The following is a 12482-nucleotide window of genomic DNA, read 5'->3' on the forward strand; positions in this document are numbered from 1 at the left end:
CCTGTACGGCTCGCTCAGGCGCACGATTCGCCCCCCGCAAATTGTAGCACATTGATTCATGCCGGCCCGGTTGGAGCCGGCATGAATCCAGTTTCTCAGGCCCCGATCTTCTTGGCGGCCGGAATCGTCCAAGTGCCGTTGATGATCGAGGGGTCGGTTTCCTGCGGCCAATACATCCGCAGCATGAGTATGAAATCTCCCTCGGGCGCAGGAAGCCAGTTCGATTCCTTGTCTTTACCGGGCGAGTCTTTCTGAATATAGAGATCGGTCGAGCCGTCCGGATTTTCCTTCAGATTTTCCCGCGCGCTGATCGAATATCGGTTGAGAGGATTGTTCACAAAGAAGTAGCTGCTGTCGTACATGGTGAGCGACCAGAATCCCTCGACCGGAGGCAAGTGGCCTTTGGGAAACCGCATGACGTATTTGTTCGCACCATTGTACTTGCGGCCATCCGCATCCTTTTGCGAGGTCGGATAGACGGCATCCTGCGGGCGGTTGGCGCCGAGTCCGATCGCGGTTACCAGGGCCCGCATCGGGTAGTCCGTCCCGTAGATGCCGGTTTTCGTCGTGAACGCAAAGCCGTTCTCATCCGTGATGGCCTTGTTGACCTTGAACTGAAGCATGATCCTGTCGAATGACACCTCGGGCACACGCTTCAGGAAGTCCGCCTTCAGCTTGGTCTCGTCAAAGTCCCGCCCGGGTACGATGCCGATGCGGGCAAATTTGGCGAGCTGGGCCGCGTCTGCCGCGTTCGGCGGGTTGCTTTTCATGAGCTCGCATAGCAGCTTGAAATACGACACCGCGTCCATGCGATTGACCTGTTCGCGGACGGCCGTCTTCATGTCGATCGAAGGATCGACCTTTCCTGGAGGCGGTGTGTACGGCTTGCCGTAAGCACTGAGCGGAACGAGCTTGCACTCATCCTGCAGCTTGTGGACGGCGGCGTAGTCCTCCGGCGTTCCGGTGCAATAGATGCGGCCGAGCAGCCACACGATATTGGTGGGCGATTTGTACTCCTTCACGCCGTCCGGCAGCGTGCCCTTCCAGCCGGGCCCGGTGATGGCATAGGTTTGTGCACCGGTGCCGGTGGTGCGTTTTCCCGGCACCTGGAACACCGTCGTCCAGCCATCAAGCATGGGCATCAGGAAATAGCGCCCCTTCATGTCCGGGATGCTGAGGACCCACGGCTCTTTGCCGACGTCGAAGAAGGACGTGGTGTAGAGCGTGTCCGCGTTGGGCGCAGTGACGTCACGGAACGACGCGTCCGGATATTGACGCAGCTTGATGATATGGCCCATCGGCCCCCGCGTGCCCACGGGCTCCGCGACGTTGGTGATGATTCTCCGCGTCATCTCCATCGTCACCAACGGATAGCCGAATATGTAGGCGTCGCTCGCGAGCCAGAAGTCCTCCAAGCCCTGACCGACACCCAGGAAAGCTCCCTCCTCGGCGACGGCTGGTCGACCTATCGCCGCTCCGGTGAGCAGACCCATTCCGCCGAGCGCAAGATTGCGACGCGTGATCTCCATTGTTCTCTCCTTTGCAAATCGAATGGTCTTCAAACAATCGTCAGGCTGCTCCGACTGTCGGCCTGCCGTAAAAGGTGTCCGATCCCGCGGGTCAGGGCTGCATCCTGATCCCGAGCGCCGCTCTCATATCCTTGAAGACCGCCGCGATCGCCTCGATGATGAGTTGATCAGGATGCGCCTTGCAATGTTGGATTACTTCGTGCTCGGCCTCGCGGGACTTCTTGATGTCGAGGTAGTGCTTGCGCGCAAGCCCGTTGTACCAACCGCTGTACCAGGCAGTGAGAAGGTCGGCGTCTCCCTGCCATGTTCCGGCGAGTTGCGCGCAGGTCAGCTTCTGAACGTCCAGATAGCCTTCGGCGTTGGCGTAGGCGCTGAGGTCTGTCTGCGCGTGCGCCGACTGAATGCCGGCGACGATCAGCGATGCTGCGATCATAGCGGTTCGTCTCATGATGCTCTCCTGTGAGCTCGCGTGCCCGGCTTAGATCGCGGCCGATCTTCCACCTGTCGGCCCAGCGGCTTCGACGCGACGGTCGCGTTGCTCAGTAACAAGGCGGATAAGGATAGTATCCGCATCGGGGGGCGTAGTACGGATAGGCTGCCGCAGCTCCAAGCGCGGCCGCACCCGCGACTGCAGCGCCGCGGTAGTAAGCACCTCGCCAGGCGGTGCGGCGGGCAACGCCGGCAAAAGACAGCGGCGTGAATGGACGACCGATGATGTCGATAAAGATCGACGCCGGTCCATCAGCCCCCGCAAGGTCGCCTTCGAGCATATCGACATCGAAAGTCAGCCTGTCGCCTTCGAGCTTGGGCGATTTCAAGACGACGACGGCGTCCGCTACCGATGATCCGTCTTTCCTGAACCCGGACACCGTGGCGTTTGGAGGGTCCTTTGCGAAATTGTCACTGCCATTGCCCCAATCCTCGACAATGCGCGATGTGAGATCATGACCGGCTGCCCTCACGGGCCGATCGGCGAACACGATCGCATTCGGTGAAACCCCCGTCAGCACAAGCTTCCCGTCCTTCAAGCTCGCACCGCGCGAGTTGAGGACGAAGAGCGATGGCACGACTTCCGGCTTTGCCTGACCTATCGACTTCTCGAGCGGTACGTGTGGTTTGTTCTCGGGTGCAGTTTGGGAAAGCACCTTATGGGGAGCGGCAATCAATCCGGCGACGCCAGAGCTGAGCGAAGGGTCATGTTTGTTATTCCTTTGGGGAGCGCTATCTCGGCAATCAGCTTCGCTAAGCATTTCGCGCCAATTCAAATCGCGCGTCTTGCCATTTCGCGCCAATGATCGGAATTGTCATGGCCCAGCGGTGTGGGATCTCTTGCGATGGCCCGCTTGGCCCTGCCGATCGGCAAGTTGCCGCTGCCTGTAAACGATAGGTTGGATTTTCATCAAACGCACGAACCTGCGGCTGAAGCTGCTGGCGTTGCTGTAGCCGACGAATTTCGCGATTTCCGACAGTCGCTTGCTTGAGTCTACGAGCAAGCGGCAAGCGATGTTCAAGCGAACCTCCGCGAGTATGTCGCTGTGGCTGGTGCCCAGGCGACCAAGGTGTCGCTGCAACGTGCGCGAGCTGATCTTGAGGGCGCGAGCGGTGCTATCAAGAGTTGCGTCACCGTGTCGCAGCGACGCGACAATGACTGCGCGGACCGCCTGGGCTGAAGGCAATCGGACAGCTCTCATCGGTTGGTTTGAGGCGTGAAGCCCGTGCTCCTGCAAGAAAAACGACGCTTCAAGATAAAGCAGCTTCGTCCACCGATCTGGCCATCGGCCGCCAAAACTTTCGCGAACCGGAATTCGTCGAACGCGTCGTCGCAGCTGGTTTCGCGATAAAGACAACGCAAGACGAGTTCCGGCCTGCTAAGCTGCGATCGCGGCAAAACTTCTTGGGTAGGTAGTAATGACCGTCATTCCATTGACCCGTTGTCAATTTCTGATCCCGTTCGCTGAGCTCCATTCTGAAATAGGCGGCCCGACGGCAGCACTTCTCGCCAGATTTCAACTCCCGACGTCCTTTGAAGAAAAAGCGGATCATTACGTGCCTTTGCTGCCGGCGGTTCGGTTCGCGACGGCCGCTCAGCAAAAGCAGGGCCTATCGGAAATCGCCTTTCGCGCAGCCCAGCGGCTCTCGTTCGAACATTTGAGCGAAGCCATGCGGGCGCGGGTGCGCCATGCGCCAACGCTTCTGGTTGCCCTGCAGCAAATTTGCCGGTGGGCGCCGTGCGAAGATACGATCCTCCAGCTATGGCTCGAGCCAAGCGGCGAGAGCTTGAAGATTTGCAGCAAGCTTACTGGAACGGAGGGCATTTCCCATCTTGAGATATCCCAGTGGCTTCAGAACATATTCGTCCTGCACATCGTCCGTCAGTTCGCCGGGATCAGTTGGTCTCCGAGAGTGATTGCGTTTGAAGCACTCTATACGCCGAGCCCGGAGGTCCAGTCGCATTGGCCGAACACGCGCTTCATGTCGGGTCAAAAGGCGTCATGGATCGAAGTGCCGGCAGAACTCCTCAGTCTTGCAAATCCCGCAAACGACGTTCGGCCGACGCCCGCCGATCACGAGCCGCAGTCATTCGGAAAGGACGTCGTCAGCGCACTGAAGCTAAGCTTGCCCTCCTACCTTGATCAAGGAGGCCTCACGATCATGCAGGCCGCCGAGATGATGGGCGTGAGCACCAGGAGTCTGCAGCGGAGGCTTTCGCTCGCTGGTCTGACATATTCGGGTCTGCTTGAGCAGGCTCGCTTCAACAATGCGGCCAAGCTTCTGGGCAGCACAGAAATCAAGATCATCGACGTTGCATTCTCGTCGGGCTATGCCGACCCTGCCCACTTCACGCGGGCTTTCCGCCGGATTTCCGGCTGCACCCCACGGGAGTTTCGGCAAAGGTCGAGCAACGGACAAGCCACGATCGATCGGCCTGCCTCCCGATCCAATGGCAATCGCCGCGCCTAGGGAAGGTTCTCGCCTTGAACGCGCCGCCACGTAACAACGCGGGGCTCCTGGCTCCCGGATCGATCTTGAGCGCGGCATTGTGCGCGCTGCTTATCGCCGTCCCGGTTGCGCAGGCCTTTGCCGCAAACGATGATGGCCTTGCCAATGCTTCGGTGCCGACGATCTATCTCGACCTCAGGACGATCTACGCACAGGTTCCGGCAGGATCGCTCGCGTTCGGCTTTGGCCATCCGACGCTGTTCAATACGCAGACGCTTGCGACATCAGGCGGCGCGGTATTTCCGGTCGGCCTGCCAGCAGCGAAATCTCTCAATATGGATTTTCCGCTGACGGTCGATGTCACCGAGAGCGCCTCGCTTTATGCCGGCGTCTCCGGTAGTTCGACGAGCTTTGGAAGCGCCGGCTTTTCGTCCTTTCAAATCACAAGCTGGAACATCGGCTTCCAGGCCGACCTTTACGAGCAGAACGGTGGAACCTTTCCTACCGTGACGCTGCAGTCGACTATCACAAAGTCGATTCCCGATGGTCCACTGAGCACAACCTCCTTCAACAACATTCTCGAATTTGACTATGCGCTCGATTCCGATGAGACCAGAGGCTTCCTCGGCGGTTTCCAATACACGCGAACCGACGTCGACGGTGCGCTGGGAAGGATCAACCCGAACACGATTGCCTATGTCGGCGGCTACTATCAATGGCCGAACAATTGGAAATTTACCGGCCGCGTGGGCGTGCAATCCTTCGAGGGCGCGCAGCTTCTGAACCTCGCATCCATTCAGCCCTTTGCGCAACCGATCGTGCGGATCGATCTCGACCGCGTGGACGATAATGACAACCGACTGTTTGGCGTCACAGCCGAAATCATGTGGGTGCCGAAACCGGCCTATCAACTGACGTTCAGAACGCCTCTGTATGCCGTCAAGAACTAGCCGACGCCCCGGCGCCCGAGCAAGCCAGCACCGAGACCATCCGACGAGGGTGCGAGCGACCCGCCCACGGCCGTACTCCGACGACAGGTAGTTCTGCCCAGGTCACTTTGTCCTCTGCGGCCATCACCGGGTCGGCCATCGCCCCGTCGGGATGCGGCGCCAATCGGTGCAGTGACACGGCCAAACAGTCATGGCGTCAGCCGTCACCTCGAAAACCGAAGCGCGCTCGCGGCAACCAATCGTCCGGCTATTGTTGATCGTCGAACGGCTTGACCGAGTAGGCCGGCGCGCGCACCGGCTGGATCGTCAGCCGATAGGCGATCAGGTTGGTGCCATCGAATGCCTCGAGCAAGTAGTCGCAAACGGGACAGTGATATTCACCTTTGGCGCCAGGTTCGGACCATAGCTCCAACCGCCGGAAACCTGCGCCACAGCACGCGCACGTCACATCCGCTTTCCGCACGTTGATCCTCTTGGCTGCGTTCTGCAGGACGTAGAAGCACCAGGTGAACTCGGCAAAGAAACGACGGCTGTCGCCTGACTGAGGCGAAAGCAAATGTCATGGAACTCACGTTCGCATTCCAGGCAAGATGCTTCGGCAGCAAAGTACAGATTGTGCCTGGGGTTGATGACAGCTGCCTGACCCTTTTCGAACGCGCGCCCTGCTGCATTCCGTTGATCTACGTCAATCTCGCGAGGCGAAATTGTCGCAGTGTCGCCGTTCGCAAATTGTCCCATAGGGAGGACACGCCATGCTTCGTTGCATCCTCGCCGCTCTGGCGGCTCTGGTTCTCGTCGCTGTCTGCCTGATTCCTGATGACGCCTATGCCCGTCGCGGAGGAGGCGGCGGCTTCCGCGGCGGCGGAGGCGGCTTTCACGGCGGCGGGATGCGTGGCGGTGGCATGCATGTAGGCGGCGGAAGAGTTCACGGTGGAGGATATCGCGTTGCCGGCCGTCCAGGTGGCCGACCGATTGCAGGGCGTCCGGGCTATCCCGGTCGACCGATTGCAGGGCGCCCTGGCCGCCCGGTCGCCGGCTATCCCGGCTACGGCAGAGGCTACTATCGGCCGGGCTGGGGTTATGGTGCTGCCGCCGTCGGCGCTGCAGCCGCAGCCGGCGCGTATGGCGCCTATGGCTACTACGGCAACCAAAGCTGCTACTACAATGAATACGGGCAAATGGTCTGCCCGCAGTATTGATCCGGCTGAGCTGCAATGGATGGACGTGCGGTTGCACCGCACCGGCTCGCTGTCGAGCTTCGGTCAGGCATCGGCATGTCCATGTTGAATGGATCGATCGCAAAGAGACGCCATGATCGCCATCGTGGCGGTCCCTTGCATTTTGCTTTTCCAAGGAGACGGCTCGATGGAGTACGACGCCTTCACCGACGCGAGCCTTAAGATGATGTACGAGGCTGTTCGCGGCGCGCTCGAAGCCGACGATGAGTTCGAGGCAAACGGTGAAGATCCAAAATTCCGGGTCCGGTCGACGGCCGAATGGAAGCGGCATGCCAGCAATCTTGAGGCCGAGATTCTGAAACGGGGGCTCCAGATCGACATCATCGACTGGACGCGCGGTCAGAGCGAGCTACCGCTCTAAAGCCATCAGGGGTCCGCGTGAACGCGACGAAGAACACGCGCCCTCGTCCGGATTGGTGCCGGCAACGCTCGCCGTTGATCAAACCGGGCCGTGCGATCCAGGTGGCACCATGTACAGGGTCATGGCGAAAATCACATAGATGAGCACGAGCAAGGCGCCGATAAACCATGCCGACCGTCCGCTGTTGGTGATGAAGCAGGACGTCACGGAGGCGATCATGACCATCGTCACGGCGCCCGGCCAGAACTGCAAATCCATCGGCTTCGGACCGACGACGTAGCTCAGAAGCACCAGTGCCGGCGCGACAAACAAGGCGATTTGAGACGCGCTGCCGAGCGCGATGCTGACGCTCATATCGAGACGGTTCTTGCGCGCCGCAGAAAACGCGACCGCCATTTCTGCCGCGGCGCCGACCAGCGCGACGATGATGAAACCGACGAACGCCGGGCTCAATCCCAGCGTCTCGCCCGCCTTTTGCACCGAGCTGACGAATATTTCGCTGACCAGTGCAACCAGCACCGTGACCACGAGAAGGGTGCCTAACGCAAGTCCGATCGGCCAGCCGGCACCGCCGGCTTCGCCGTGCTCCTCGCTTGCGAACAGCTCCTTGTGTGTCTTGAGCGAGAACAGCAAGCCGAGCCCATAGGCACATATCAGCAGCACTGCGAGGCCCGTACTGAGAGCCAGCGCCATGGCCTCGCCGCGCGCCGGATCGAGGTCGGCGACAGCCGAGGGCGCAAGCAGCGCAATCGTCGCCATCAGCAGCAGCGCGGCATACATCCTCCCGCCGGCCCGGTTATACTCCTGAACGTGATGGCGGAGCCCCCCGAGCAGGAACGATGCGCCGAGCATGAAGAGTGAATTGGTGACGATGGCACCAGCGATCGATGCCTTGACCAGCATGTACTCTCCGGCATGCAGCGCAGCGATCGCGATAATCAGCTCGGTCAGATTGCCCAGGGTTGCGTTGAGCAAGCCTCCGATTGCGTCGCCCGTTTTCTCCGCGACGCTTTCCGTCGCGTGGCTGAGAAGGGCAGCCAAAGGCACGATGGCCAGCACGGCGAGCACAAACAGTGCTGTGTGGGCGGACGGAGCTGCCGTCTCGACCACCAGCACAATCGGCACGAAGACAAGCATCCAGAATAATGGATTGTGACGAATTTCCTTGAGCAGAAGGTGCATGGGACCGCCCGGTCGGTGGGAGTTGGACAGCAATTTCTGAACACCATGGACCGCCCGCGCTTGATCTAGCTCAACCCGCAAACAGCCGACGTCGCTCGGTATTTTGCGAACGGTCAGAAGAGCGTTCCTGCCTCCGGCTCCCTGCCCCTTTGACCTAGATCAACCGGCAGCCGATCCGGCTATGTTTTCCTTCTCGGGACGTCCAAGAAAAGCAGCTCAGGAGTTTGCAATGACGAGGAACGCAGCCGCCGCAGCGATTGCACTTTTGATGACAACCTCGTCTCTCGCCATCGCAGCAGAGACATCCCCGACTGTCGGCGTTGCGCCACCCAGCGCCGCCGACCTGAAGAGCCTGACCGACATGCGCGTCGGCATCGTCAAGGCCGCCTTGCAGCTGACTCCGGATCAGGAGAAGTACTGGCCGGCCATCGAGGATGCGATCCGCACCAGAGCGAAAAATCGGCAGGCTCGGTTGGAGCGCATTGCCGAATTGCACGAAAACGGACCGATGGACGGAATGCATGAAGGCAATCCGGTCGAATTCATGCAGCGCAGGGCGGATCGGCTGATTCAGCGCGGGACCGACCTCAAGAAGCTCGCCGATGCCTGGGAGCCGCTCTACAAGACATTGAGCGATGATCAGAAGAGAAGGATGGCGTTCGTGTCGTTCGCTGTCATGCGTAGCGTGCGAAATGCAATCGAGCAGCGCGGCGGTCCGGAAGACGAGGACGAGTAAAGCCAAACGGGCGCAGGCGTCTACGTTGCGGGGCGATTCCATGTCGCGGCGCGCATCGCCTCTTCGCCAGAGGCCGCGCCGCGTTCATCAACCGGCGGTCATTCCGGCGGCGGAAAGCGGTCGAAGGTCGGCAGCTCATGCGCATCCTCCATCCAGCGCAGCCGCTCCGCGACCTGGATATGCATCGTGGCCGGCACCGCGTCGGGATCGTCATAGGTGCCGCTCTGGATGTCGATGAACCCGGGCAGCATGTTGCCATTGGTATAGAAAAGTCCGCTGCCGCAGTTCGCGCAGAAGTGCCGCCGGCCATGCTCCGAGGATCGGTAGATCCTGGGCTGCCCCTTGGTCACCTTGACCATGTCCTCGGCAACCATGATCCAGCCAACCATCGGCGCGCCGGCGTGGCGCCGGCAATCGGTGCAGTGACACAAAGCATGGACGACCGGTTCGCCGGTCACCTCGTAACGGATCTCGCCGCAGTGACAGCCGCCGGTGACGTCAGCCATGTTTTCCTCCGCTCGATCAGTGGTTTGCCGGGTCGATAACGCCGCAAGCAGCAACGCTTCAATTGCGCATCTTGCCCTTGCGTCGAGCTGTCGCGCGGTCCCCTGCGCCCACCGATCATGCAGACCGGCGTCGTACCTCACGAAATCGTCATCCCTGCCCTCGGCCCCGCCAAAGCGTCGGGAATAAAGCCCCGGCCCCGCCGATCATCTCCCCGGAAACCCAATCCCTGGGCCCACGGGAGACTTGCCATGAGCGGACACGATCACGACCATCGCGATGAGGAAAAAGGCGTTAGCCGACGCAAGGTGCTGGAATGCATGACCTGGGCCGGCACCGGCGTGCTGTGGACCGTCACCGGCGGCGTGCCGCATTCGCTCGGCATCGTCGGCTCGGCCGCGGCTGCGGAAGCTGCGCCCGGCATGACCTTCATGCAGATCAGCGACAGCCATGTCGGCTTCGACAAGCCGGCCAACCCGAACGCCATCGGCACGCTGGAAGAGGCCATCAACAAGGTCCGGGCGATGCCGGTCAAGCCGTCCTTCATGATCCACACCGGCGACATCACGCATCTGTCGAAGGCGTCCGAATTCGATGACGCCGATCGCATCATCTCGCAGGCCAAGCTCGACGTGCACTACGTGCCGGGCGAGCACGACTTCATCGACGAGGAGGTCAAGCTCTACAAGGAGCGCTACGGCCGCGGCACCAAGGGTCCGGGCTACTATTCGTTCGATGCCGGCGGCGTGCATTTCATCGGCCTCGTCAACGTCGTCGACCTCAAGGGCGGCGGCCTCGGCAATCTCGGCAACGAGCAGCTCGAATGGCTGGAGAACGACCTCAAGGGCCGCTCGAAGTCGACGCCGATCGTGCTGTTCGCCCACATCCCGCTGTGGACGGTCTATCCGCAATGGGGCTGGGGCACCGAGGACGGCGCCCGCGCGCTGGAATACGTCAAGGGCTTCGGCTCGGTCACGGTGCTCAACGGCCACATCCACCAGGTAATGCAGAAGGTCGAGGGCAACGTCACCTTCCACACCGCGCGTTCGACCGCCTTCCCGCAGCCGTCGCCGGGCTCCGCCCCCTCGCCCGGCCCGATGAAGGTGGAGGATGCCAAGCTGCGCAGCATGCTCGGCGTCGCCAGCATCAACTTCAAGCAGAACAGCCAGCCGCTGGCGATCATCGACACGCCGCTGCAAGGCTGAGGGACAAGACCGATGAGTTCGATCAATCGACGCGACTTCGGGATCGCCGTGGTCGCGACCATGCTGCTGCCGGTCACGGCGGCCCGCGCCGAAGATACCGCGGTTCACATCGACAACTTCTCGTTCACCCCGCCCCAGCTCGAGGTGAAGGCCGGCACGACAGTGACCTGGACCAACCGCGACGACATCCCGCACACCGTGGTGTGCGCGGGCAAATTCCGCTCCAAGACCATGGATACCGACGGCACCTTCTCGTTCACCTTCACGGAGCCCGGCGAGTACAAGTATTTCTGCTCGCTGCATCCGCACATGACAGGCAGTGTCAAGGTTGGGTAACGTGACAACCCATACAATCACAACCATGCCCGGCCGGTGGCCCTCCGCCCCCGGCCGGGCACGCGCCGTCTCTCGACATGCCGGACAGGACACGATGGTTGTCAACGCGTCGCAAGACGATCCCGAAAAGGCGCGGCGCTTCCGCGAGGCCGCGCTGCCGTACCTTGACGACGCCTATACGCTGGCCCGCTATCTGCTGCGCGACGCCGCCGACGCCGAGGATGCGGTGCAGGAATGCTATCTGCGCGCCTACAAGCATTTCGACAGCTACCGCGGACCTGCGATGAAGCCGTGGCTGTTCGCGATCCTGCGCAATGTCTGCCGGGCCGAATATGCAAGGCGCAAGACCGCCCCGACCGCGGTCGAGGAGTTGCCCGAAGGCGGCGAGCAGACCCCGCTGTGGAATGAAGCCCCGGAGACCCCGGAAAAGCAGCTGCTGCGCCGCTTCGACGGCGAAACCGTGCGCAAGCTGGTCGCGGCGCTTGCCGAGCCGTTCCGCGAGACCTTCGTGCTCAGGGAAATCCAGAATCTTTCATACCGCGAGATCGCCGATGTCGCCGCCGTGCCGGTCGGCACCGTGATGTCCCGCCTCGCGCGTGCCCGAGCCATGCTGCGATCGGCCTGGCTTGCGGAACAGGAGCAAGCGAAATGACCTGCGAGGAAGCCGAAGTGCTGATCCACGCGCTGATCGACGGCGAACTCGACGCCGGCCATGCGCGCGAAGTGGAAGTCCATGTCGAGGGGTGCGCGCATTGTGCCGCGCTCATGAAGGAGTATCAGGAGATCCGCCAGGCGATCGCCGAGAGCGATTTGCGCTACAAGGCGCCGCTCGAGCTGCGCCGCAAGATCGAGAAGTCACTGCCGCAACCGCAAGCGCAGGCGGCGCCGACCCGGCGCTCGGTGCTGCGCGGCTTCGCGCTGGGCTCCGCGGTGTCGGCGATGGCAGCGACCGGCCTTGTCGCGATCGTGCTGCGCAACGATGACGAGCAGCGCATCGAGAACGAGGTGGTGTCGGCGCATCTGCGTTCGCTGCAGGCCGGCCACCTCACCGACGTGATCTCGACGGATCAGCATACGGTCAAGCCCTGGTTCAACGGCAAGCTTGACGTCTCGCCGCCGGTGATCGATCTCACCGCGCAGGGCTTTACCCTGATCGGCGGCCGGCTCGACTACGTCAACGCCCGCGAGATCGGCGCCGTGGTCTACAAGCGGCGCCAGCACGTCATCAACCTGTTCGTGGCGCAGACAGCGAACACCGAACGCAAGGCGGCGAAGATCTCGACACTGCAGGGCTTCAACATCCGCCGCTGGAGCGACCGCGGCCTGAACTACTGGGCGGTCAGCGATCTCGGCGCCGACGAGCTCTCCGAATTCGGCGACAAGTTCGAGGGCGCAATGCGCGCCAACAAGGAGGGGTGAAATCTTGTAGCCCGGATGGAGCGAAGCGCAATCCGGGAACGGTCTTGCCAGTTGCGAGAATCCCGGATTTCGCTTCGCTCCA

16 protein-coding genes are annotated in these 12482 nt (G+C 61.5%); 9 read left to right on the top strand and 7 right to left on the bottom strand.

Translation table 11 applies throughout. From position 1 onward, the window contains the following. Positions 1 to 95: 95 nt before the first annotated feature. The 4 genes from J2R80_RS36780 to J2R80_RS36795 all read right to left on the bottom strand — a co-directional run bounded on the left by J2R80_RS36780 (position 96) and on the right by J2R80_RS36795 (position 3220). Complete coding sequence (locus J2R80_RS36780; protein WP_057015679.1) at positions 96 to 1529, bottom strand: DUF1254 domain-containing protein; 1434 nt, start codon at positions 1527 to 1529, stop codon at positions 96 to 98. Between the two features lie 91 nt (positions 1530 to 1620). Beyond that, positions 1621 to 1962: an HdeA/HdeB family chaperone gene (locus J2R80_RS36785; RefSeq protein ID WP_057015680.1), complete on the bottom strand. Its 342-nt coding sequence runs from the start codon at positions 1960 to 1962 to the stop codon at positions 1621 to 1623. 106 nt (positions 1963 to 2068) lie between these two features. Beyond that, positions 2069 to 2779 (bottom strand): hypothetical protein, encoded by a 711-nt coding sequence (locus tag J2R80_RS36790; RefSeq protein WP_375162671.1) that lies wholly within the window; start codon positions 2777 to 2779, stop codon positions 2069 to 2071. 54 nt (positions 2780 to 2833) lie between these two features. Continuing rightward, positions 2834 to 3220 (bottom strand): helix-turn-helix domain-containing protein, encoded by a 387-nt coding sequence (locus tag J2R80_RS36795; protein WP_076833065.1) that lies wholly within the window; start codon positions 3218 to 3220, stop codon positions 2834 to 2836. Between the two features lie 217 nt (positions 3221 to 3437). Between J2R80_RS36795 and J2R80_RS36800 the strand changes: the two genes are divergently transcribed. Both J2R80_RS36800 and J2R80_RS36805 read left to right on the top strand, forming a co-directional pair. Further along, positions 3438 to 4490 carry an AraC family transcriptional regulator gene (locus J2R80_RS36800; RefSeq protein WP_057015681.1) on the top strand — a complete coding sequence of 351 codons (1053 nt, stop codon included), beginning with the start codon at positions 3438 to 3440 and terminating at the stop codon, positions 4488 to 4490. A 62-nt stretch (positions 4491 to 4552) separates the two neighbouring features. Next, positions 4553 to 5419, top strand: a complete 867-nt coding sequence (locus tag J2R80_RS36805) for a hypothetical protein (RefSeq protein WP_076833565.1) — start codon at positions 4553 to 4555, stop codon at positions 5417 to 5419. A gap of 247 nt (positions 5420 to 5666) precedes the next feature. On the opposite strand, the gene J2R80_RS36810 is transcribed toward J2R80_RS36805, so the two are convergent. Next, positions 5667 to 5975: a hypothetical protein gene (locus tag J2R80_RS36810; protein ID WP_245311297.1), complete on the bottom strand. Its 309-nt coding sequence runs from the start codon at positions 5973 to 5975 to the stop codon at positions 5667 to 5669. A 196-nt stretch (positions 5976 to 6171) separates the two neighbouring features. Between J2R80_RS36810 and J2R80_RS36815 the strand changes: the two genes are divergently transcribed. Together J2R80_RS36815 and J2R80_RS36820 are read left to right on the top strand one after the other, a co-directional pair. Continuing rightward, entirely contained in the window at positions 6172 to 6618 is a 447-nt protein-coding gene (locus tag J2R80_RS36815; RefSeq protein ID WP_076833062.1) for a hypothetical protein, read from the top strand. A 112-nt stretch (positions 6619 to 6730) separates the two neighbouring features. After that, positions 6731 to 7018, top strand: a complete 288-nt coding sequence (locus J2R80_RS36820) for a hypothetical protein (RefSeq protein ID WP_244558960.1) — start codon at positions 6731 to 6733, stop codon at positions 7016 to 7018. Between the two features lie 78 nt (positions 7019 to 7096). Here the strand turns inward: J2R80_RS36820 and cax are convergent, their stop codons facing one another. After that, entirely contained in the window at positions 7097 to 8200 is a 1104-nt protein-coding gene (gene cax / locus J2R80_RS36825; protein ID WP_057015684.1) for a calcium/proton exchanger, read from the bottom strand. Positions 8201 to 8381: 181 nt separating this feature from the next. Here cax and J2R80_RS36830 point away from each other — a divergent pair, with 181 nt between their 5' ends. After that, positions 8382 to 8936 carry a Spy/CpxP family protein refolding chaperone gene (locus J2R80_RS36830; RefSeq protein WP_233475477.1) on the top strand — a complete coding sequence of 185 codons (555 nt, stop codon included), beginning with the start codon at positions 8382 to 8384 and terminating at the stop codon, positions 8934 to 8936. 98 nt (positions 8937 to 9034) lie between these two features. On the opposite strand, the gene J2R80_RS36835 is transcribed toward J2R80_RS36830, so the two are convergent. After that, positions 9035 to 9442: a GFA family protein gene (locus tag J2R80_RS36835; RefSeq protein ID WP_076833057.1), complete on the bottom strand. Its 408-nt coding sequence runs from the start codon at positions 9440 to 9442 to the stop codon at positions 9035 to 9037. Between the two features lie 249 nt (positions 9443 to 9691). Here J2R80_RS36835 and J2R80_RS36840 point away from each other — a divergent pair, with 249 nt between their 5' ends. The 4 genes from J2R80_RS36840 to J2R80_RS36855 all read left to right on the top strand — a co-directional run bounded on the left by J2R80_RS36840 (position 9692) and on the right by J2R80_RS36855 (position 12400). Further along, positions 9692 to 10645: a metallophosphoesterase gene (locus J2R80_RS36840; protein WP_253640299.1), complete on the top strand. Its 954-nt coding sequence runs from the start codon at positions 9692 to 9694 to the stop codon at positions 10643 to 10645. Between the two features lie 12 nt (positions 10646 to 10657). Further along, on the top strand, positions 10658 to 10981 hold the full coding sequence (locus J2R80_RS36845; protein ID WP_229190026.1) for a cupredoxin family copper-binding protein: 324 nt from the start codon (positions 10658 to 10660) through the stop codon (positions 10979 to 10981). Positions 10982 to 11075: 94 nt separating this feature from the next. Continuing rightward, positions 11076 to 11633, top strand: a complete 558-nt coding sequence (locus tag J2R80_RS36850) for a sigma-70 family RNA polymerase sigma factor (RefSeq protein ID WP_018270594.1) — start codon at positions 11076 to 11078, stop codon at positions 11631 to 11633. Beyond that, positions 11630 to 12400: an anti-sigma factor gene (locus J2R80_RS36855; RefSeq protein WP_057015688.1), complete on the top strand. Its 771-nt coding sequence runs from the start codon at positions 11630 to 11632 to the stop codon at positions 12398 to 12400. Before J2R80_RS36850 ends, J2R80_RS36855 begins: the two co-directional genes overlap by 4 nt. The last annotated feature ends 82 nt before the right edge of the window (positions 12401 to 12482 follow it).

Source organism: Bradyrhizobium sp. USDA 4541, assembly GCF_024171085.1.
GTDB lineage: Bacteria > Pseudomonadota > Alphaproteobacteria > Rhizobiales > Xanthobacteraceae > Bradyrhizobium > Bradyrhizobium australafricanum.

Coding starts and splice junctions, on each gene's coding strand:
- J2R80_RS36790 (WP_375162671.1), bottom strand. CDS start 2,779: ATGCTTAGCGAAGCTGATTGCCGAGATAGCGCTCCCCAAAGGAATAAC.
- J2R80_RS36835 (WP_076833057.1), bottom strand. CDS start 9,442: ATGGCTGACGTCACCGGCGGCTGTCACTGCGGCGAGATCCGTTACGAG.
- cax (WP_057015684.1), bottom strand. CDS start 8,200: ATGCACCTTCTGCTCAAGGAAATTCGTCACAATCCATTATTCTGGATG.
- J2R80_RS36840 (WP_253640299.1), top strand. CDS start 9,692: ATGAGCGGACACGATCACGACCATCGCGATGAGGAAAAAGGCGTTAGC.
- J2R80_RS36795 (WP_076833065.1), bottom strand. CDS start 3,220: ATGAGAGCTGTCCGATTGCCTTCAGCCCAGGCGGTCCGCGCAGTCATT.
- J2R80_RS36850 (WP_018270594.1), top strand. CDS start 11,076: ATGGTTGTCAACGCGTCGCAAGACGATCCCGAAAAGGCGCGGCGCTTC.
- J2R80_RS36855 (WP_057015688.1), top strand. CDS start 11,630: ATGACCTGCGAGGAAGCCGAAGTGCTGATCCACGCGCTGATCGACGGC.
- J2R80_RS36785 (WP_057015680.1), bottom strand. CDS start 1,962: ATGATCGCAGCATCGCTGATCGTCGCCGGCATTCAGTCGGCGCACGCG.
- J2R80_RS36830 (WP_233475477.1), top strand. CDS start 8,382: ATGTTTTCCTTCTCGGGACGTCCAAGAAAAGCAGCTCAGGAGTTTGCA.
- J2R80_RS36815 (WP_076833062.1), top strand. CDS start 6,172: ATGCTTCGTTGCATCCTCGCCGCTCTGGCGGCTCTGGTTCTCGTCGCT.
- J2R80_RS36845 (WP_229190026.1), top strand. CDS start 10,658: ATGAGTTCGATCAATCGACGCGACTTCGGGATCGCCGTGGTCGCGACC.
- J2R80_RS36800 (WP_057015681.1), top strand. CDS start 3,438: ATGACCGTCATTCCATTGACCCGTTGTCAATTTCTGATCCCGTTCGCT.
- J2R80_RS36780 (WP_057015679.1), bottom strand. CDS start 1,529: ATGGAGATCACGCGTCGCAATCTTGCGCTCGGCGGAATGGGTCTGCTC.
- J2R80_RS36820 (WP_244558960.1), top strand. CDS start 6,731: ATGATCGCCATCGTGGCGGTCCCTTGCATTTTGCTTTTCCAAGGAGAC.